The following is a 19,032-nucleotide window of genomic DNA, read 5'->3' as shown; positions in this document are numbered from 1 at the left end:
GACTTCAGCCGCTCGTCTTGCTGCTTCGCAGCGCGTGGGGATGCGCTTGAAGGCTGGACACCGACATGCGCTGGTGTGCAGGCTTTAGCCGTTCTGTTTCGCTGCTCCGCAGCGACCGGGAATCGCCTGAAGGCTAGACACCAACGTGCGCCCGAATCATTCGGGAAAATTCATCGCGGTAGGTTTGTTCGTTTTTGGGGAACAATCGCTCGAACGTTTTCGGGTCGGCGGCGCCGTGTTGGAAGCGGCGTTTTTGATACACCGGCATCTCGACTCCGGTCACTTGCCGAATGCCCGCGGCGACGATGTCGCCCTTGAGCGCGTAGAGTTTCTGATGGTCCCAGTTGGTCAACGCGACGAACGGAACCGCTTCGGCGATTTCGATCACATCGGGAACGGCGTAGGGGCTGAACCCTTTGAAACCGAATTCGGCGGCCGGCGCACTGGTGCGACTGTGTCCCCGGCTTTGCCCGCCACTGTAGACGAGGGAATGTTTGACGGCGTCGACACCCCAGCCCTCCTGGTACAGCATCCGATTGCCCAGCACGCTGCGGACCGTCAGCTCCGGGTTGTCTTCGATCGGATAGTCCTTCAAGTTTTCATCGCCGCCGTCCCCATCGATCAAGTAGTTCCAATCCGGATAACGCCGGCGAATCTCACGGAGCAGTGCGTAGCCCATCGTCGCCGACTGCACGTCCAATGGCTTGTAGTCTTCGATCGATGCGACGGCGTCCTGCCAACGGACGTCCGACAGAGCGACCTCGATCGGCTCGAGCAACATTTCCAAATCGATCGCCTTGAGGAACTCACGTGCCTGATCGACGTCTTGGGAGCGGCCTTCCAACGACAACGCGAACGCTTTGAGTCGTGACGAGGAATGCCCGCGTCGGCGGAGCAGGTAATCGACGAGCACGAGGATCGAACCGCTGTCGATTCCGCCGCTGAACATCACGCCGATCGGTTCATGGTCGGGGATCGTGATCAAATACTGATCGATCACTTCGGCCAGTCGCTGGATGTAGGCGGCGCCGATGGCATCGATGTCGGCGGGCAAGCGGTTGCGTTCGGGGGCAAAGTAACGCGTCAATTGTGGGTTCGGATCGGGACAGCCGACCAGCTGTAGTTCGAGCAGATAATGCGCCGGCACCATCCGGGTGTAGGAGGGATGGAATTGATCGGCGAGCCCTTCGACCTTGAGTTGATCGAGTATCTGACTCATCCGCTCGGCGATCACCAATGCCGGCCCTTCGGCGCGTTTGGCCAAAAAGTATCGCATCGGTCGACCGATCGACCGCGCCATGCGGATCGTTTTTCCTTCCTGTTGGCAAATCGCGAACTGACCGCGGATGCGGCGGACCGCTTCGGCATCGCCGCTGGCGACGGCCGCGCACGCTTGCTCGTGCGACATGTTCAAAATCACGTCCCCGTCGGGATCCATCAGGTTGACCACCCGGTCGATCAGTGCCGGGGCTTGTCCATCAAATGCGGCGCGTGACATCGGGTCGGTTGGCTGAGACATCGCGGTTACGGGATCAAACGTGGAGGAGGGGAGGAATTCGCTACTGCATAGCTTAATGGTCCCGGTGGGAAGCGTCAGCTAGTGGCGGATCAGCCGTTTGCGGTGAGTCCGCGGGCCTCGATGGGCGACGTCGTCACTCGGCCGATTTGCCGACTACTGAGGACTCGTCGCCTCGTCCACGACCCGAAAACAGAGGACTCGTCGCCTCGTCCACTACCCGAAAACAGAGGACTCGTCGCCTCGTCCACTACCCGATAACTGAGGACACGTCGCCTCGTCCACTACCCGGTCTGTCGGATCAAGTGTGAATGCGAAACGGAGGGTGAGTCGCTGGCCGTAAGGCCTCGGGCATTGCCTTGGGCCCGGCCGCTGACGCGTCGCGGCTCACTCATCCAACCGGCCCCGGCACGTTCTGCAGGGGAGCGAGGGGATCGGCGTAAATCACTTCGGGCAGCGTCTCGGGGCGATTCAGGATTTCGGCTTCGAGGATGCGGTCTGGCGGCATCACCACGGCGCCTTTCTTCTTTTCTTTGTGCGGGTCCACTCTCCGCAAGGCTCCCAAGACGTCCAGGCCCTTGGTGATTCTGCCGAACACGGTTTGCTGCTCGCTGACCGAGGGCAACGGCATGAACAGCATGGCGAATTGGGTGCCCGCCGTGTTGGGGATGAAATCGTTGTTGGAGCCGGGCAGTTTCGCCATCACCAGTGAGCCGGCCAGGGGCATGCGAACGACGTCGCGGCCATGTTCATCGGCCAGAAAGCGATCCGGTCGCGAGCTGCCGTCGCCGAGCGGGTCACCGGTCAGCGCGAGCAACCCTTCGACGACTTGAAAGAAATCCAATCCGTCGTAGAACCCCGATTCGACCAATTCGATGAAGTGGGCGACGGTGGACGGAGCTTCGTGGATGTACAGGTCGGCGATGATCTCGCCACGCGTCGTCTTGAAGCGGACTTGGGGCAGGTCTTCGGGATCGTTGCGCAACAGTTCTTGCTCGGTTTCGAACTGCTTTTTGATGGCATCAAACTGCACCATCATCGCCTTGTCCTTGTCTTCGATTTCATCCTCCTGAAGATTCTTGTAGAGACTTTCGGCCAGCGGGAAATCGCCGGCGCACATCGCGGCACGCGCGGCTGCCAGGGCGACGTAGCGGAGCCGGATTCCGTAATCGAGCATTTTCGCCGCACCTTCGAGCGTTTCGGCGTTGTACACGTCGTGTTTGAATCGCTGTTCCAGAACCGTCACCACATAGCGCATGGCCACCGGGTCCGGATAGAAGTCGATCAGATCGAGTGCTTTTCGATAGGCCTGGTTCATCAGCTCGCGACTTTCGTTTCGCAGCGTCAGGTAGGTTTGGCGATCGTCGCTGAATTCGTTGACGAACAGGATGTAGTGGCGCCGCATCTGCAACACCTTGTCCTTGAACTGCTGCGAAGCGTCTTCAAAGGCGTCACGGGCCGCCATCCCTTCTTCGTACAACTCAGGCGAAGCCATCTCCTTGAATTCCTTGAGGATCGCTTCGGTCTCGGCCGCTGTGTCAGGGGGGGCCGTCGCCGAATCGGCGGCTTGGGCGGCATGGGCGTGCCCGCTGTGGTCTACCGTCGCAGACCCTGCCGCCGAATCAGCCGCCGATGCAGCTGTTGGAGCCGGCTGCGAGGGTTCGGCATCCGGTTGTTGGCCGCGTGAATCCTGGACCGGACCGAGCGACAGCGCCGCGATGAGGCAGACGGGGACAAGGGTTTGGAGTGGGCTGCGGACGATCATGGAGTTCTGGAAACCTGCGGTGGGAACGAAGGAGCTCAGCAGCACTACGCATCGAGCTGCGTTTCGGTTTTGGGCGGTCGCTGAGGGGGCCGGCCGGGGCGGGCGGCGGGCCGTTTGACTCCAGCGGGGATCGCGAAAAAACGCTGCCCGCGTATACTTCCCCAGATGAACCGCTCCCGCAAGCCGCGTCGACCGCGAACCGGATCTCTCGAATCGAAAGATCCACCCCCAACCCCGAAGAAACCGCAAAAACGGCGTCCGCAAAAGCTGCGGATCATCGGCGGCTCGATGCGCGGCCGGACGGTGGTTTACCACGGCGCGGAATTCACCCGGCCGATGAAGGACAGCGTGCGAGAAAGTTTGTTCAACATCATCGGCCCCCGCATCAAGGGTTCGAAATCGTACGATCTGTTTGCCGGCACCGGAGCGGTCGCCTTCGAATCGCTCAGCCGGGGCGCGTCGTCGGCCATTGCGATCGAAAAGAACCGGCGAGCCCACGCGTTCTTGGAATCGACCGCCGAAACGTTGGGTGTGGCGTCCAAGATCAAGATTCTCTACGGCGACGCGTTTCGTTTGGGCAGCAGTCTTCTGGGGCCGGCCGATCCGGACGCACCGTTGGACGATACCCCGCGGATTGTTTACCTGTGCCCACCCTACGCGATGTGGGAAACCGCCGCGGAGTCGCTGCAGGGGCTGATCCGTCTGGCCATGAATCACTCCCCGCCGGGCAGTCTGATCGTCGCCGAAACGGATAAACACTACGACGAATCCCAATTGCCGCCGGGGCAGTGGGACCACCGGTTGTACGGCGGAACACGTCTGTCGTTCATCGAGCCGCCGATGATTTGCGGCATGCGGATGTGAATCAAACCGCAGGTCTGTCGGCCACGCGGCAACGAAGCTACAGCGGTTTGACGCGCAGATTGCGGAAGTAGCAAACGCTTTTGGGGTCGTGGGCTTGCAGCGCGATCGTGCCTTCACCCAAACGCCGCTCAAAGTTCTTGTCGAACGCTTCTTTGTTTTCCGGCTCGGTGTAGTCGACCATCGTTTTCCCGTTGACGATCAATTGGATCCGACGACCGGTCACGATGATTTCTTGAGTGTACCATTGGTTGTCTTTGATCCCGTGGGCAGCGAGATCTTCGGCCGAAACGTTTTCCACCGCGTACAAGCTGCTGGTCTTCTTGGGGTCTTTGTGCGACACGTTGACCTGGCATTCATAACCATATTTCGGCCAGCCGGTCGGTTGGTACTTGGTGTGGAAATAGATCCCGGCGTTGCTGCCCGGCGTCGTCATGACTTCGGCCTTGAAATGAAAGTCCTTCATCGGAGCCAGCGGACCGACGTAGAAGGCGTGGCAGCGTTCGCCACGACAAACCAGCTTTCCATCTTCGACCTGCCAGGCATCGGTGTTTTCTTCTGCCAGTTTCCAGCCCTCCATCGACTCGCCATCAAAAATCTTGACAAAACCGTCTTCTGTGGAGGGTGATTCGGCGGGGGCGGTGCGGGTGCCGGCGATGCAGGCAACGGCTACGGCAAGAGAACAGACGAACGAACGCATTTGCAACTACTCGGTTGTGGGGAGGGACGTGGGGGAGGGGACAGTCTGGCTAGGCTCGAAAAAAAACGCCTGCGGCACCGGGGTGCTGCAAGCGTTTGGGGTGGCCGTGTCGGCAGTCGGATCGACGACTATTCTTTGCCAGAATCGGTCGCGGGGACTTCGCCGTTCTTGATCTTTTCGGCGAAGGTCTTGCCGTCTTTGCTCTTCTTCTCACCGGCTTTTTCAAATCCGGCGTAGATCTTCTTTTGAGCTTCTTCGGGGTTTTCTTTGACCCAGTCCTTGGGGAAGTCTTCGGCTTTCAAGAACTCGTGGATGGCCTTGCCGTACTCGTTGCGGACCTTTTTCTTGTCTTCCTTGTCGACGTGACAGATGTAGCAGCCGTGTTTGCGTGCTTTTTTGACGAATGCCTCGTCGACATCATCGCCGCTCAAGTATTTGTTTTTCCATTGTTTGCTGAATTCGCTCGTCGCCAACGCGGGGCTGGCCAGAAGAGCGAGACAACCAAATAGAATTGCGAACCGTTTCATGCATTGTCTCCGAGGAATAATCGATGCCTCGCACGCGGAGGCATGCCCAAGATAGGGGGCTTAGGTGGGTGGGGGATCGGTTTTGATCAACCGATTGACCTAATTAACGCTCAAATCGACCGAAAAGTCAAATCGGGCACGGCGTTTTTAGAGGGTTTTCGAGCGGAATTGCGTTTACAGCTGGCTCGACAGCGGGTTCAGCGCATGCGAGACGACCCGGGCTTTCTGCCCCAAGGCACCAGCCACTCGGGCCGGCACTTCGAGAAAACCCAGGTCGCTCGACTTGCTGCTGGCAGTGTTTTGACCCGGCCTGCCCCACGCACTCCGAGTCAGTTGCTGCTGCACAAACATGGATCGACTGTTCAGGGTGCTCGAATTGATTACAGCCGAGCGATTGAGGGGCAACGGACCCACGAACGGTGGGCAAAACTTCCGCTGCCCTCCTGGGTAACGCTGTGGAGCATTTTTTTAGCGGTAGGGCGCGAGCCCTCCGGTGTTTCGGGAACGATGAGGGACCGGTGGGCTTGCGCCCTGCCGCTAACACCTCGTCAAACGCAGGGAATAAACGCTTCACTGCGTTGCTCGTGGGGTATCGGTCTACTTCCGCACCAGTTCGCGGAAAGCTTTGTTCAGCTGCTGCGTGATCGGGCCGACTTTGCCATCGCCGATCTTGCGTCCGTCGAGTGTCACGGCGGGGATCACTTCGGCCGCGCTGCCGGTCAGAAAACACTCGTCGGCGACGTAGATGTCGTGTCGTGTCATCGGCAGTTCGGTGGTTTCGATGCCCGCTTCACGGGCCAGTTCCAACACGGCGTTGCGGGTGACGCCTTCCAGAATGCCGGCTTCGATCGGCGGCGTGTTCAGCCGACCGTTTTTGATCACGAATAAATTGTCGCCGGTGCACTCGGCCACTTCGCCTTTGTGGTTGAGCATCAACGCTTCGATGCAACCGGCTTTGAGCCCCTCCATCTTGGCCAGAATATTGTTCAGGTAGTTGAGCGACTTGATCCGTGGGCTGAGCGCCGCCGGATGGTTTCGAATCGTCGACGCGGTGACCAGCTCCAAACCATTTTCGTAATACGACTCGGGGTACAACGTGATGGAGTCGGCGATGATGATGACTTGTGGATCCGAACACTTGAACGGATCGAGCCCCAGCGGACCGGCGCCGCGCGTGACGATCAAGCGGATGTAGCCGTCGACAATCTCGTTCTTGGCGACCGTTTCGTTGGTGTCGGCGGCGAGCTGTTCCAAGGAAATGGGAAGTTGCAGATTGATCGCACAGGCCGATTCGTCGAGCCGTTTGAGGTGCTCGGTCAAGCGAAACACCTTCTTGCCGTAGATCCGCATGCCTTCAAAGACGCCGTCGCCGTAGAGTAGACCGTGATCGTAGACGCTGATTTTCGCGTCTTCCGGGGCATGGAATTGGCCGTTGATATAGATCTGTCGGGACATGACGATTGAAAACAGGGGACGCGGTAGGGAGGAACGAAATTAGCCGAGCTGGGAATCGGTCACGGCACCGACGACCGAGGCGTCAAAATAGTTGATCGACATTCCAGCGTCGACAACCACTGATTGGGCCGTGATCCCACTACTTCGCGATGACAACAGGAATGCTGCCGTCTGGGCAACTTCTTCCGTTTTCACCGCCTCTTTGCGGGGGATGACCTGTTCGGCGTAAAGGTAAGAATCGACGTAGCCGGGAATGCCGGCCGAGGCACTGGTCTTGAGCAAGCCGGCGGCCACGGCGTTGAAGCGGACGCGACTGAACCGGCTGAACGACTTGGTCAGAAACGCCAGCGACGATTCCAGTGCCGCCTTGATCGGGGCCATGAATCCATAGCTTTCACTGGCCATGCGGGTGGTGCTGATCCCGATCGTGACGACCGACGCGTCGGGGGCAAAGCGATCTTTCAAGGCGTTGGACAGGTTGATCAGGGAGTAGGCGGAAATGTCGACCGCCTGCAAGAATTGTTGTCGCGTCGTTTCGTGGAACGGCCGAATGCCATCGGGATAATCGGCAAACGCGATCGAGTGCACCATTCCCGCCAACGTGACACCTTCGTCGCCGAGCTGGTTCGCCAAGGCGTCGATCTGGTCTTGGTGTTCGACGTCGCAAACCCGCACGTCGCGGTCACGCAGCAATTTCGCGGTGCTTTCCTTGCGGGCTTGGCTGCGGACGGCGTAAATCACCTTGCCGCCGGATTGTTCGATGATCCGTGCGATCGCGTAGGCCACACTTTTTTTGTTGGCGACGCCCAGGACCAGATAGGTCTTTCCGGACATCTGCAAAAAATCCATCACGGCCGGTTGGTTGCTCGGGTCACTCACCGCTGCGTCTCCTCACCGGTCGCCGGCGGCTCGGGAGCACTGACGCTGACGGCAAAATCCAGCCGCATCGCCATTTTTCCATCGAGCAGCATCTTGCCGGTCAAATAGTAGGCGTTGCTGAGCTGATCGTTCAGCGTCACGTGGATTTCGACGGTGTCGCCGGGGCGGATCATGCGTTTGAATTTGACGCTGTCCATGCGGGTCGCCACCGGCACGCTGCCCGGTGCGCTGTCCATCTGTTGGTGCAACAACACCGCGCCGGCCTGCAGACAGCATTCGCACTGGATCACGCCGGGGACGATCGGTTGCCCCGGAAAGTGGCCTTGGACGAAAAATTCATCCGCCGAAAACGATTTTTTGCAGACGATTGTCGTCTCGCTCTGCTCGCAGATTTCGTCGATCAGACGCATCGGCGGGCGGTGGGGGATCGCCTGTTCTATTGCTTCGATACTCATGAGCGTAATTGAAGTGTTGTTTCGCGCAGCGCCAAGACGGCACGCGGAGGGGAACGCCATGGGACTGGCAGCCGGCCAGTGCATCCGGCGGGCAGTGTAGCCGGCGGCCAGTGCAGCCGGGCAGCGTGGCGCGGGGTAACGGGCGCAGGATGACGCCGCGGGAGGGCTCTAAAGGCTCATCCGGGCGAAAACGCCGCGTGCCCCTTTCCTCGTTGGCCGGAGACGATCATCATGTCGACAGTCCGTTGTGCAGCCCCGACGCGTCTGAATCATCCCCAAAAAGCAGTGCCCTTGCCGCCGTCACCGCAGTCCGTGCCTCCCGAATCGCCTCCCGAACTGCTCGATTCGATCGGGAAGCGTTCGATTTACAACGTGCCGAACGCGTTGACCAGCATCCGGTTCGCGATGGCGATCGCCGTGATGGCGCTGATCCCGGCGGGCTATTTTCTGGCCGCGACGGTCGTCTTTTTGGTCGCCGCGTCGACCGATTGGATGGACGGCTATTGGGCACGCAAGTATGGCCAAGTCACCAAATTCGGCCGGATCTTCGACCCGTTTGTCGACAAGATCATCATTTGCGGCTCGTTCATCGCCCTGGTCGGGGTGGTCAACTCACCCGTCGCATCGTGGATGGCCACGCTGGTGGTCGGTCGCGAGTTGTTGGTGACCAGTTTGCGCGGCATGGTCGAGGGCAGCGGCAAAGATTTCTCAGCCAGTTGGCTGGGGAAATGGAAAATGGTGCTGCAGTGCGCCGCCGTCGTCGCCTCGCTGATCTATCTGCAATACGAAACGGCTCCGTCCTGGCTGACCTTTACCACGCTGGGTTTGGTGTGGGGATCGATCCTGCTGACCGTGTACTCGGGTTACGATTACACGCTGGCCGCGGCAAGGCTGATGCAGGACGAACCCGACGAACCGGAATGAACGCTCCATGCAGCGCGTGAACCTCTTTGAAATCGGCTTCCTCGCCATCTCGCTGACCGTGCTCACGCTCCTCATTGCCGGCAGCGTGCTCTGGATTCAGTGGTGGCGTGGACGGGGCAAACGAAATCTGTGCGGAGACGTTTCGGCCGACTTGATCACCCGGCTCCCCCAGCCCCGGCCACGCTGGACGGTTTTTGATTTCCTGTTGATGTTCGGCATCATGATCCTGGTGGGTGCGTCGTTGCAGCAATCGCTGTCGACGCCGCAGCAGGAGACGGACCAAACGCCACCCGCCGCCGCCGTGGTCGAGCAAGCCGATGACGCTCCGCCGGAACTCGCTTCGGCTGAAGACGCACCGGCCGACGACGCTTCTCCGGATGATGCTTCGGCTGATGATGCACCCGCCGCAGCGCCGAGTGATCGCGCCGCGAAGCTTCGCAGCCAGGTTCGAATCCACTTCATCGCCAATCTCGCCGCCTTCGTACTCACCCTGATCTTCTTGCGATTGACGCAAGGGGCGACGCTGGCGCACTTGAGCTTGGTTCCCAATCGAGACGACATCCGCCGCGGGCTGTTTGCAACCGTTTGGATCCTGGCTCCCGTTTTGTTGCTGAATCTGCTGGTTTCCAATCTGGTTCAATACGAACACACGGTGACCAACTTGCTGGCCGAAGAGAGCGGGACACAGACGTTTCTCGCCCTGCTTGTTTCAGCGGCGTGTTTGACCCCGATCGTCGAAGAATTTCAATTCCGGCTGCTTCTGCAAGGCGGGTTGCAACAGATCGCCGACCCACCGCCTGATTCCGACGCCGTGTCGTTTTGGAAACCCTCCACGGCCTGGCCGATCTACGTCACCAGTTTGCTGTTTGCGGCGATGCATTGGGGCCAAGGGGCCGCGCCGATTCCGCTGTTTTTCCTTTCGGTCGGATTGGGTTTTTTGTACCAGCGAACCGGACGGCTGGTTCCAGCCATCGTCGTTCACATGCTGCTCAACGCGGCGACGCTGTGCATGGAGTTTTGCCGCGTCAACGCGGGGTTGTAGTCACCGTCGAGCGTCAACGGGCAGCATCAGCGGACTGCGTTTGGCGTTGCAACATTTGCGGCCAACACGCTGGCGATCAATCCTGGCAAAAAGATCGCGCCGGCGTCGGCAAAGCGTCCCAGCGGCGGGCTCGACAGAATCACAAAGCCGACGTTGAAGATCACGTACGAGATCGCGACGACCGCAAACGCATTCCAACCCTCGGGGACAACGATCGGGCCGAGCGTCGGTTGCTTGGTCGCTTTGATCAACAGCCCCAACAATCCCATCAAGATCATCGGCAGAAAGATCGGATGCATCGCGATGTTCGCCGCGGTGCCCCAGACGCTACGACGCACCGCCAACAACAACCATCGCACGTAGCCGCCCGGGGACTGTGAGAGGATCGCTCGGTTGAAGTCACCGATTCGTCGATGAACGGCGACTTGCGGCGCGACCAAGCCGACCGCATCTCGTTGTGCGAACTGGTCGCGGGCGAGCGGCCAAACGACGCCATAGTTGATCTGCCCCCATTGCTCCTCGATCGTCAGCGTGGGCAACGAGCCGCCGTTTGGGCCGGGCAGTTGAAACCCCTTACTCTCCAGTTCGTCGGCGACCGCTCGTCCCAGTTCGCCCGACTCGCCGGGCAGATCTCTCAGCGTCTGCGGCGACACCGTTTGAACCAGGATCGCGGAAAGGTTCTGGTGACCGAACGGCGCGATGCCGAAATCGGACACGACCAGTTTCCGAAAGCACATCCAGCCCACGAGGACCACCGCGACCGAGAGGGCCAGTTTGAATCCCAGCAGTCGTGACGACTGGGACGCTGGATCCGTTGTTCCCACAACCTCGTCGGTCTGGCGGTGATGGGACAACAGCCATCCGGCCACCGCCAGCCACGGAATCAGGAACAGATAGGCCGGTCGTACAAAGATGGTCAAAACCGCGGCGACCGCACAGGCGATCGCTTGGGGCGTCGATCGTGTGCGACTGGCGTTCATCAACAACGCCGCCGTGATCACACCCAGCGACGCCGCCGGCGCATCGGTGCTGACGGTGCTGATGTGGTCCGCCGCCGTGCATCCGACCAACACGCAAACAGCCGCCGCGGTTGCCGAACGCAGCGGCATGCCACGACCGATCAAGGCTTCGGCTAAGATCCACGACGCGGTCGCGTGCAGCAGCACGTGCAGCAGCGGAACCCAGGACAGGCCGATAGTCGCATCGATGATCGACAAAGCGATCGGGTAGGCCGGCGTGCGAGTCGAAAGCAACGCATCGGTCAATGAGTTCAGCGGATAATGGACATAGCTGGGCGTGTCATTGACCGTGTGTACAGAGAGACGGCCCGAGACGGCGGCCAGGGCAACGCCGAGCAAGACGAACAAGATCCACCGAATCAGACCGCCGTTCGATTTCATGACATTCGCAAGGTTGATGGGCTTCGCGGTGTTGCTAGGCTTCGCCGTATTGCTTGGCTTCGCGGTGTTGCTAGGCTTCGCGGTGTTGCTAGGCTTCGCCGTGCCCGGTTGGATTCAGTTCGGGGCTGACAGGCTGGAAGCCTCTCTCACCGCGTTGCCGATCGCCGCTCAGCGATTGATCACGTCCTCATCGTCATTGCGGGCGCGTTTTTGCAGGTACATCTTAATCGGCACTTCGCCAAATTTTAGATGGTCTCGCATCACGTTCATCAGGTAACGCTGGTAATCGTTGGAGAATGCCTTGGGGTCATTACACATCACGACGATCGTCGGCGGTTCGGTCGCGACCTGTGTGGCGTAATAGATTTTGGGACGACGATTCTGGTACAGCGGCGGTTGGTGGGCTTCGATCGCGCTGCGCAGTAAACGGTTCAACTGTCCGGTCGAAACACGTTCGCGAGCCTGTTTGAACAACATCGACGAATGGTTCATCAGCGCTTTGACGTTCTTTCCCGTCTGGCCGGTGATGAATGCGATCGGCGCGTACGAGAGCGTCGGGAATTGACGGCGCAGATAACGCACCCACCGCTCGGTCGGAATCGTGTCGTGCAACAGGTCCCACTTGTTGATCACAAAGATGCACGGCTTGTAGTTTTCGATGACGTAGCCGATCAGCTGCTTGTCCACTTTGCTGACCGTTTCATTGGCGTCAAAGAACATCAGCACGACGTCGGCGCGTCGGATGCTGCGTTGGGCCCGGTGCATGCCATAGTATTCCAGGTCGGTGCGTTGGCTCTTTCGTTTTCGCAATCCCGGCGTGTCGATCGCGATGAAGGTTTGGCCATCGACTTCGAAGTGCACATCCACGCTGTCGCGGGTCGTGCCGGGCACTTCGCTGACGATCATCCGATCGGTCTCGGCCAATGTGTTGACGAAGGTGCTTTTGCCGACGTTTCGCCGCCCGACGATCGCCAGTTTCATGGTCGCGACGTTGGCCGTTTCGTCCGAGGGCGGAAGCCGGTCGCGGATCAGTTCCAGCAACTCGTCGCGGTTTCGATTCTGTGTCGTGCTGACCGTGATCAGATGCCCGCGGCCGAGTCGGTGAAACTCCTCGGCGTGGATGTCATGGTGCTGCTGGTCGGATTTGTTGGCGACCAGAATCACCGGACGCTCCACCGCTCGAAGCCGCTCGACGACCAACTGGTCCAGGGGCATCAGCCCGGTCTGGACATCGACGACCAGCAAGATGACGTCTGCGGAGTTGATCGCAAATTCGATCTGGCGACGAACGTCCGCGGTCAAATCGTCCGGATCTTCGATACCCAACCCCCCGGTGTCGGTCAGCTCAAAAAACTGGTCCTCCGTCTCGATCAGGGTCGTCATGCGATCGCGGGTGACGCCCTCGTAGTCGTCAACAATCGCCAAACGGCGGCGGGCGAGCCAATTAAAAAGACTGCTTTTGCCGACGTTCGGACGGCCAACAATCGCAACTTGGGGGACGGGCATGGAAAAGACTGTCGGACAGGCGTGGCGCGGAACGGGATGGGAAACAAGCCTGCTATGTTAAACGCCATGGTGCAAAACAAGTAGGCCGTGTGTTATCTATGGTGCCATGCCGCAAGAAAATCAAAATCTCGAAGGGCCCGATCCGGCCGTCACCCTCGCCCAAGCCGCCGGATTGGCCGAACATCTGCAACGTGTCGGCGTCCAGTGGTTGCCGGCGGCCGACCCCGACTCCGTGACCGCGTTGGCGGAACAGTTGCGGTTCGCCGCCAACCGTTCGCGCGAACAAGGATCCGAGCAAGTTTCTGAGCGAACGTCCGAGCGAACCTCCGACCAGGCGTCCGCGCCGCTCGCCGTTTCCCCCCCCACGGTTCCACCCGCGGCGGCGCCCACCACTGTCGCCGCCGGTTCCGCCCAGCCGAGCACCGCAGGACCCACGCCCGGGTTCTCGCTGCAGAGCGATTCGGCCGATCCCGCCGAGCCCTACCCGGGACCATCGCTGGTCCCTGAGATGCGCGCCGCCGAACTGGCAAAGTTCTCTGAACAGGTGGCCGCCTGCACGCGCTGTGAAATCCTTTCCCAGTGCCGCACTAAAACGGTCTTCGGCGAAGGCAACGTGGCGCCGCGAGTCGCCTTCTTTGGCGAAGGCCCCGGTCGCGAAGAAGACCTGTCGGGACGTCCGTTTGTCGGCAAAGCCGGTCAGCTGCTGACCAAGATGATTCAAGCGTGCAAGTTCGCCCGCGAAGACGTCTACATCATGAACACGGTCAAGTGTCGGCCGCCCAACAACCGCAACCCCGAGCCGACCGAGATCGAAAACTGTCGCGAGTTCTTCCAAGCACAGTTCGAAATCTTGCGACCCGAATACATCGTGTGCTTGGGGCTGGTCAGCGCCCAAGCACTGCTTAGCACCAAACTGTCCGTCGGACGATTGCGAGGAAAATTTCATCAATACTTTGATAGCAAAGTGTTGGTGACGTATCACCCTTCTTATCTGTTGCGCAATCCGGCCGCGAAAAAAGCGGCCTGGGACGATTTACAGCTGATGCTTCGCGACGCAGGCTTGATGTAGCCGCCGAAAAAACTCGTATTGACCGGTTTTGCGATACGAGAACAATCTGTGCATCGATCGCGGATACCAAACGTAAGCGAAAGGATCGCTTACTCATTCGTGAAAGCTGAACCCCACGATGTGCACGGAGGCCATCACATGCGACACGCATTTGACGTTCGACAAAGCGTTTCTTTTCGCACTCTCCTTGACGATGACTCGGTCAACAAAGAGCTGGTTCCGCTGTCCAAGGTGTCCGGTACGGGGGCCCCGCCGATGACGTCGGTGACCGTGGAAAGTTGTGCGGCCGAAGACGACGCGGCGGCAACTCCGATCATGTTGGCCGCGTTGTTTCCCGAGGCCAAGTTTTTTGGATGCGAAGATCTTGCGGTTTCGAATCTTGTCGACGACGTCGCGGATTGTGATCAAGGCGACGTGGTGTTGTATCGGATCGGTGAAGGCGATCCAAACGAATTGATTTCGGTGGCGTTGGCTCGCGGTGCCAGCGGCATTCTGACCGAACAAATGTTGCCTTGTCCGCTGCCCCAGTGCATCGTCGGCAGCGTCGACCATGCCCTGGCCCGAATCGCTTCGGCCCGGCACCGTCAGCCCGATCGGACGTTGTTGACCGTCGGCGTCCTCGGTCATAGCGGCAAGACATCGACGTGTTTGTTGGCGGCAACGTTGACCAAAGCGTTGGGAATTCGAACCGCGTACCAATGTGATCTCGGATCCAGCGACGGCGTGGTCAACGAGACCTCATCACAGCGCGTCTGTTACGGCGCCGAGTTGATTGAGTGGATTGCCGAGTCGAGCGACTGCCTCAGCCGCATCGCGATCATCGAGATCGATGAAACCGCCGCCCGGGACGGGCACTACGACTCGATGCAGTTTGATGTGCTGATGGTGACCGGCAAACGCGAACTGTCCGATGACTTTGGACCGTGTGGGTTGCAATGTTTGTTGGAACAACTGACGCCGACGGGAATCGTGATCGCTCCCGGTGACGACGCCAAGACGGTTCGGTTGTTGGACGAGGCACGCTGCAAGCCGATCTTATACGGCACGTCGTCGGACAGTGAGTTTGGTGCGATCATGATCGATCAATCCGGTGGCATGGCGACGCTGATGCTGACCGCCGGAGACACCAGTGCGATGATGGAAACGCCGCTGTGCGGGATTTCGATGGCGTCGAACATCGCCGCCGCCGCCGCTTTGGGATCGCTGCTGGGCCATTCGCCTCATGAGATCGCCAAGCACTTGTCGACGTTGCGATCGATTCCCGGCCGCGGTCAGCGATTGGTCGATTTTGGCCACGCCACGGTGGTGCTGGAATCCGGCGGGACGGTGGACCGCGTGACCGAGTCCTTGCGGACGGCCAAGGCCGTGGGGGCTGGCGGTCGAGTGTGGTGCGTTTTGGCGATCGGGGAAGCCGACGGCGACGATCTGCTGGCCAGCTACGGCCATGCGATCGAACGCTTCGCGCATCATTGCGTCGTCACGTCACGTCCCAACCAAGCCGGTTCGTTTCTGCAGCGTTCCCACCAACTGCTCGACGGAGTCAAAAAGTGCGCCGCGATTCGCTTGGTCGCCGATCAAGACAAAGCCATTGAGTGGGCGATCGAATCCTCGCGAGCACGTGACACGATCGTCGTGATCACCAACCAGCGAGTTCAGTCGGCGCACGAATCACGCACCGAGATCGAACGACTGGCGCGACTGGTCGATGCCGCCCGGTCCAAACAGGACGCCGAAGAAGAAGCCGCGTCGGGCTCCGATTCCGCCGCGGAAGTCGGTGCTCCGATCAAGCTGAAACTGTTTCGTTAATGTTGACAGAGCCTAGAACTTCCAGCGGAATTCCATCCGTGTGCCGTACACGTCGTCATCGCCTTCTCGCCAGCCGTGCATGACGTCGAACCGCAGCAGCGTCGCGTTGGAAATCGGAAACTGATACCGGGCACCGATCGCGTATTGATCACCACGCGCGACCGCGCGGTCACCGTGGGTCGTGAGATAGCTCAGTTCAAGCAACAGTTGTCGGTCCAAGTCGTCGCCGATCAAATCCACGCCGACCGAACCGCCGGCCGTGTCGGCGGCGGAGGTGTCCAGTGTGGCAAAGCCGTTGAGTCCGTCGGTGTCGAAGTTGATTCCCGTGTTGCGCAAGATGCCGCCGGAGATCCCGGCACGGGCGACCGATTGTGGCCGATCCCAACCGTAGAAAAAGTTGGCGTAGGGAACCACGGTCAACGGTGCCGCCGTGATCCAACTGTTTTCCACCAGCAACAATCCGCCGTCGGCCGTTCGATCGGCCTTGGCCCGGTCCTGCCCGGCATTGACGATCACACGAACGCTGTTGCTGATGCGATCGAAATAGCGCCGCGTAAAACTGAACGTCGCGTTGTGGTAGCTCAATGAATCATCGTTGCGGTGATTCAAATATGCATAGCCGGTTTCGATGTAGCCGCCATAGGCTTCGATGAACCAGGCGGTCCCGAACGCTTGTGCGTCGCTGTTGTCGGCAAACGCGGGGCTGTTGAGTTGATCGAACACGGCAAAGAAGCTGACGTCAAAGTTTGCCCAGTTGAGTAGACGGCTGTGCTTGGCCGGCAACGCAAACGCGATGCCGCTGACAGCGTCTTCCATCCAAATGCCGTTCTGGAACAACAGCGGCATCAGTCCCGCCGAGATCGGCAACTCGAACGGCGAGGATTGATTACCCAAGGCTCCCAGCATGACGCCCAAATCGCCCTCGAAGAACGCGGTCGCCGGGGTCAGGTTCATTTCGTTGCGGTAACGTAAATCACCGTCGATCACTTCCCAACGCGTGAATCGGTTCTGCTTGTCCAAGGGACCGACAAAGGCATGGAATCGTTCGGTGTCGGTGATCTGAAGATCCAAGTCCAAGTTCAAGCGATTGGCCCAGTTGTCGGCCCGCCCGCCGGCGTTGCGTCCCGCCTGGATGCCGGTGCGAAAGTCTCCGTAGACATAGAATTTGGGACGAACCAGATTCATCGGACCAAATAAATCACGCCCGCGCGGAGTGATCCCGTCTCCATACCAGATGCGTCCCCATTCGACCCAGGGATGCTGTGTCGGGACGTCGTGTTTCGCATCGTAGACCCAGGCTTCGCGGCCGGAATCGTGATAGCAGGCATCGGGATCCAGCGGCATCGGAGAGAAATCCAAGCCGGGATCGTGCAGCACGATGGGTGCTGATTCGGTATGCGTTCGATCAACGTCAATCAGCGGTTGGGTTGTTGGAGTCGCGTTGGATACCGCCGTGTCGCTGCCCAACAAGTCCGCAGGCAATTGCGGCAGTTGCGTCTCCGTCGTGGGCAGACGACGAATCGCCATCTCAGGTTGCGATTCCAACTGCGGCGCGAGGTAGCGATCCAGCGCGGCGGTGAAGCGGTCTGATTGCAGGCCTGTTTGTGGCCGCAGAACGGTTTCGAGACGCCGCATCGATGCGTCTGCCGGTTCGCCGGAATCGGCACGCGGATCGGTCGCTGCGGGTGGTTCGACCGCCGACTGGATTGATTGCCGGTCCAGCTCGTCGAGCGTTTGTCGCAGCACACGTTCGAAATCACGCGTCACCAATGGCGTTGCGGCTAGCGGAGCCGCCACGTTCGCCGGTGGAAGAACCGGCGGCAGACGGCGAGGGCGGTCCGCACCGATCGCACACAACGACAGCAGCGTGAGCCCGAACAAGGATCGATTGGAAATCTTCATCAGCGCACCCAAAACGTATGACTGGAAGGGTGCAAGTCCAGCGTGTTTTCCAGCATGCGGTGAATCATGTCCGGCGTGCTGTTGATTTGACGCATGAAGTAGATCGGTTCGGTTCGATTTCGCATCCGCACGCTCAATCGGTACGGTCCTTTCTTGGTCATCACGTGGGCGGGAATCGAGTAGCGGGCCGTTCGTGAATCGAGTGGCGCAATCGAGTGGGCTTCCATTCGGATCAAGGGCGGGTGGTTCAGCACCGAAACGGGAACGGCACCGGGGCGTAAGAAGACAAGTTGGTCGAGGGAGAAATTCAGCGGCAGCGCGGCTTCGCGGTCCGTCCCGCGAACGTTGTTGATCAAGAATTTGGTTTGCAGGTTGAACAGATCTTTGTCGCGCCGGACGCGGTGTGTCGCGACATCGACCGAGTGCATGTCGGCCAAATCGCCGTGTCGATCCAGATAACCGCTTTCCCAAACGCGACAGCCGTCGGGATCGATCAACGCGACGTTCAGCCAAAGTTGCGGTTGAGCTCCCAGGGAACCGGTCGGCAGATTGTGGCCTTCGCTGGTGTTGCAAACCGTGTAGCTGAATTTCAAACGGCGTCCGGCGGTCGGCTCGTGTTCAAAGTAGGGGCCTTCGATTTTCAGTCCGCCTTCCATCGTGGCGATCGAACCGGCGCGTTTTTCGGCGAGCTTGGCCAGGTTGGCGTCGATGATCCTGCGTCCGTCGCGTCGATCGTCGGCGGTGTCCCACGGTTCGGGGAATGTCATTGCTGCTGTCACCGAATTCTCGAACGCGTCGGTTCCCCAGCCGGCTCGATAGTCGAACGCCAGCCACTCACGCGGCGTGTATTGTTTCGCTTTGGGGTGGTGCGGAAAGATTCCCGGGTGGGCGATCGAGAAGCCCGGACCCCAAAACATGTGGTTGGATTGTTTGCGTTTTTCGCCGAACGGTTTGTCGCCCAGGTGAGCCACGAAGTCACTTTGATAGCCACGCGGTTTGCCGGGCACGGCACCCATGTGACAGTCCTGGCAACTGACACCGCGTTTGGCAGCGGGGCCGCTTCGATACTGTGCATGAACGACTTCCAACCAGATGCCGGGATGGACGGCGACCTGATGGCAGGACACACACACGTCGCTGTTGGTCAGAGGCTGAAAGAACCGACCCTGCAAGTGAATCGCTTGTCCCGGACCGGTGTCCTCGGGCGAAAGTTTCAGTTTCAGGG

The 19,032-nt window shown here is 59.7% G+C and carries 15 protein-coding genes and 1 pseudogene; 5 read left to right on the top strand and 11 right to left on the bottom strand.

Annotated features, from left to right (window positions below; genetic code table 11):
* Positions 1 to 133: 133 nt before the first annotated feature.
* Together ABX749_RS02120 and ABX749_RS02115 are read right to left on the bottom strand one after the other, a co-directional pair.
* On the bottom strand, positions 134 to 1,519 hold the full coding sequence (locus tag ABX749_RS02120) for an asparagine synthase-related protein (protein WP_372894559.1): 1,386 nt from the start codon (positions 1,517 to 1,519) through the stop codon (positions 134 to 136).
* Between the two features lie 388 nt (positions 1,520 to 1,907).
* Entirely contained in the window at positions 1,908 to 3,281 is a 1,374-nt protein-coding gene (locus ABX749_RS02115) for a peptidylprolyl isomerase (protein WP_372894558.1), read from the bottom strand.
* Between the two features lie 165 nt (positions 3,282 to 3,446).
* Here ABX749_RS02115 and ABX749_RS02110 point away from each other — a divergent pair, with 165 nt between their 5' ends.
* Positions 3,447 to 4,145, top strand: coding sequence for an RsmD family RNA methyltransferase (locus ABX749_RS02110; RefSeq protein ID WP_145208505.1), 699 nt, complete (start codon positions 3,447 to 3,449; stop codon positions 4,143 to 4,145).
* Between the two features lie 37 nt (positions 4,146 to 4,182).
* Here ABX749_RS02110 and ABX749_RS02105 read toward each other — a convergent pair whose 3' ends face one another.
* The 5 genes from ABX749_RS02105 to ABX749_RS02085 all read right to left on the bottom strand — a co-directional run bounded on the left by ABX749_RS02105 (position 4,183) and on the right by ABX749_RS02085 (position 8,158).
* Positions 4,183 to 4,842, bottom strand: coding sequence for a DUF1080 domain-containing protein (locus ABX749_RS02105; RefSeq protein WP_372894557.1), 660 nt, complete (start codon positions 4,840 to 4,842; stop codon positions 4,183 to 4,185).
* Positions 4,843 to 4,970: 128 nt separating this feature from the next.
* Positions 4,971 to 5,369, bottom strand: coding sequence for a hypothetical protein (locus ABX749_RS02100; protein ID WP_145208501.1), 399 nt, complete (start codon positions 5,367 to 5,369; stop codon positions 4,971 to 4,973).
* A gap of 597 nt (positions 5,370 to 5,966) precedes the next feature.
* Entirely contained in the window at positions 5,967 to 6,824 is an 858-nt protein-coding gene (ilvE, locus tag ABX749_RS02095) for a branched-chain-amino-acid transaminase (protein ID WP_145208499.1), read from the bottom strand.
* 39 nt (positions 6,825 to 6,863) lie between these two features.
* Positions 6,864 to 7,673 carry an SDR family oxidoreductase gene (locus tag ABX749_RS02090; protein WP_145222195.1) on the bottom strand — a complete coding sequence of 270 codons (810 nt, stop codon included), beginning with the start codon at positions 7,671 to 7,673 and terminating at the stop codon, positions 6,864 to 6,866.
* A gap of 26 nt (positions 7,674 to 7,699) precedes the next feature.
* Positions 7,700 to 8,158 (bottom strand): 3-hydroxyacyl-ACP dehydratase FabZ family protein, encoded by a 459-nt coding sequence (locus ABX749_RS02085; protein ID WP_372894556.1) that lies wholly within the window; start codon positions 8,156 to 8,158, stop codon positions 7,700 to 7,702.
* Between the two features lie 231 nt (positions 8,159 to 8,389).
* Between ABX749_RS02085 and pgsA the strand changes: the two genes are divergently transcribed.
* Both pgsA and ABX749_RS02075 read left to right on the top strand, forming a co-directional pair.
* Positions 8,390 to 9,082: a CDP-diacylglycerol--glycerol-3-phosphate 3-phosphatidyltransferase gene (pgsA, locus tag ABX749_RS02080; protein WP_372894555.1), complete on the top strand. Its 693-nt coding sequence runs from the start codon at positions 8,390 to 8,392 to the stop codon at positions 9,080 to 9,082.
* A gap of 7 nt (positions 9,083 to 9,089) precedes the next feature.
* Positions 9,090 to 10,124, top strand: coding sequence for a lysostaphin resistance A-like protein (locus ABX749_RS02075; RefSeq protein ID WP_372894554.1), 1,035 nt, complete (start codon positions 9,090 to 9,092; stop codon positions 10,122 to 10,124).
* Positions 10,125 to 10,150: 26 nt separating this feature from the next.
* Here the strand turns inward: ABX749_RS02075 and ABX749_RS02070 are convergent, their stop codons facing one another.
* Positions 10,151 to 11,524 (bottom strand): hypothetical protein, encoded by a 1,374-nt coding sequence (locus ABX749_RS02070; RefSeq protein ID WP_372894553.1) that lies wholly within the window; start codon positions 11,522 to 11,524, stop codon positions 10,151 to 10,153.
* Positions 11,525 to 11,692: 168 nt separating this feature from the next.
* Positions 11,693 to 13,030 (bottom strand): ribosome biogenesis GTPase Der, encoded by a 1,338-nt coding sequence (gene der, locus ABX749_RS02065; protein ID WP_372894552.1) that lies wholly within the window; start codon positions 13,028 to 13,030, stop codon positions 11,693 to 11,695.
* Positions 13,031 to 13,136: 106 nt separating this feature from the next.
* Between der and ABX749_RS02060 the strand changes: the two genes are divergently transcribed.
* Complete coding sequence (locus ABX749_RS02060; RefSeq protein WP_372894551.1) at positions 13,137 to 14,099, top strand: uracil-DNA glycosylase family protein; 963 nt, start codon at positions 13,137 to 13,139, stop codon at positions 14,097 to 14,099.
* A gap of 138 nt (positions 14,100 to 14,237) precedes the next feature.
* A complete protein-coding gene (locus ABX749_RS02055; RefSeq protein WP_372894550.1) occupies positions 14,238 to 15,905 on the top strand; it encodes a glutamate ligase domain-containing protein in 1,668 nt (555 codons plus the stop codon).
* A 12-nt stretch (positions 15,906 to 15,917) separates the two neighbouring features.
* Here ABX749_RS02055 and ABX749_RS02050 read toward each other — a convergent pair whose 3' ends face one another.
* Together ABX749_RS02050 and ABX749_RS02045 are read right to left on the bottom strand one after the other, a co-directional pair.
* Positions 15,918 to 17,807 (bottom strand): hypothetical protein, encoded by a 1,890-nt coding sequence (locus ABX749_RS02050; protein WP_372894549.1) that lies wholly within the window; start codon positions 17,805 to 17,807, stop codon positions 15,918 to 15,920.
* Positions 17,807 to 19,032 (bottom strand): annotated as a pseudogene (locus ABX749_RS02045) (cytochrome C); the annotation flags it as partial. The pseudogene ABX749_RS02045 and the gene ABX749_RS02050, both read right to left, overlap by 1 nt.

The sequence above is a fragment of the Stieleria sp. genome (genome assembly GCF_041595215.1).
GTDB classification, from domain to species: domain Bacteria; phylum Planctomycetota; class Planctomycetia; order Pirellulales; family Pirellulaceae; genus Stieleria; species Stieleria magnilauensis.
The sequence above is the reverse complement of the archived record's forward strand: the minus strand, read 5'-3'. Positions and strand labels throughout refer to the sequence as shown.

Coding starts and splice junctions, on each gene's coding strand:
- ABX749_RS02120 (WP_372894559.1), bottom strand. CDS start 1,519: ATGTCTCAGCCAACCGACCCGATGTCACGCGCCGCATTTGATGGACAA.
- ABX749_RS02115 (WP_372894558.1), bottom strand. CDS start 3,281: ATGATCGTCCGCAGCCCACTCCAAACCCTTGTCCCCGTCTGCCTCATC.
- ABX749_RS02110 (WP_145208505.1), top strand. CDS start 3,447: ATGAACCGCTCCCGCAAGCCGCGTCGACCGCGAACCGGATCTCTCGAA.
- ABX749_RS02105 (WP_372894557.1), bottom strand. CDS start 4,842: ATGCGTTCGTTCGTCTGTTCTCTTGCCGTAGCCGTTGCCTGCATCGCC.
- ABX749_RS02100 (WP_145208501.1), bottom strand. CDS start 5,369: ATGAAACGGTTCGCAATTCTATTTGGTTGTCTCGCTCTTCTGGCCAGC.
- ilvE (WP_145208499.1), bottom strand. CDS start 6,824: ATGTCCCGACAGATCTATATCAACGGCCAATTCCATGCCCCGGAAGAC.
- ABX749_RS02090 (WP_145222195.1), bottom strand. CDS start 7,673: ATGGATTTTTTGCAGATGTCCGGAAAGACCTATCTGGTCCTGGGCGTC.
- ABX749_RS02085 (WP_372894556.1), bottom strand. CDS start 8,158: ATGAGTATCGAAGCAATAGAACAGGCGATCCCCCACCGCCCGCCGATG.
- pgsA (WP_372894555.1), top strand. CDS start 8,390: ATGTCGACAGTCCGTTGTGCAGCCCCGACGCGTCTGAATCATCCCCAA.
- ABX749_RS02075 (WP_372894554.1), top strand. CDS start 9,090: ATGCAGCGCGTGAACCTCTTTGAAATCGGCTTCCTCGCCATCTCGCTG.
- ABX749_RS02070 (WP_372894553.1), bottom strand. CDS start 11,524: ATGAAATCGAACGGCGGTCTGATTCGGTGGATCTTGTTCGTCTTGCTC.
- der (WP_372894552.1), bottom strand. CDS start 13,030: ATGCCCGTCCCCCAAGTTGCGATTGTTGGCCGTCCGAACGTCGGCAAA.
- ABX749_RS02060 (WP_372894551.1), top strand. CDS start 13,137: ATGCCGCAAGAAAATCAAAATCTCGAAGGGCCCGATCCGGCCGTCACC.
- ABX749_RS02055 (WP_372894550.1), top strand. CDS start 14,238: ATGCGACACGCATTTGACGTTCGACAAAGCGTTTCTTTTCGCACTCTC.
- ABX749_RS02050 (WP_372894549.1), bottom strand. CDS start 17,807: ATGAAGATTTCCAATCGATCCTTGTTCGGGCTCACGCTGCTGTCGTTG.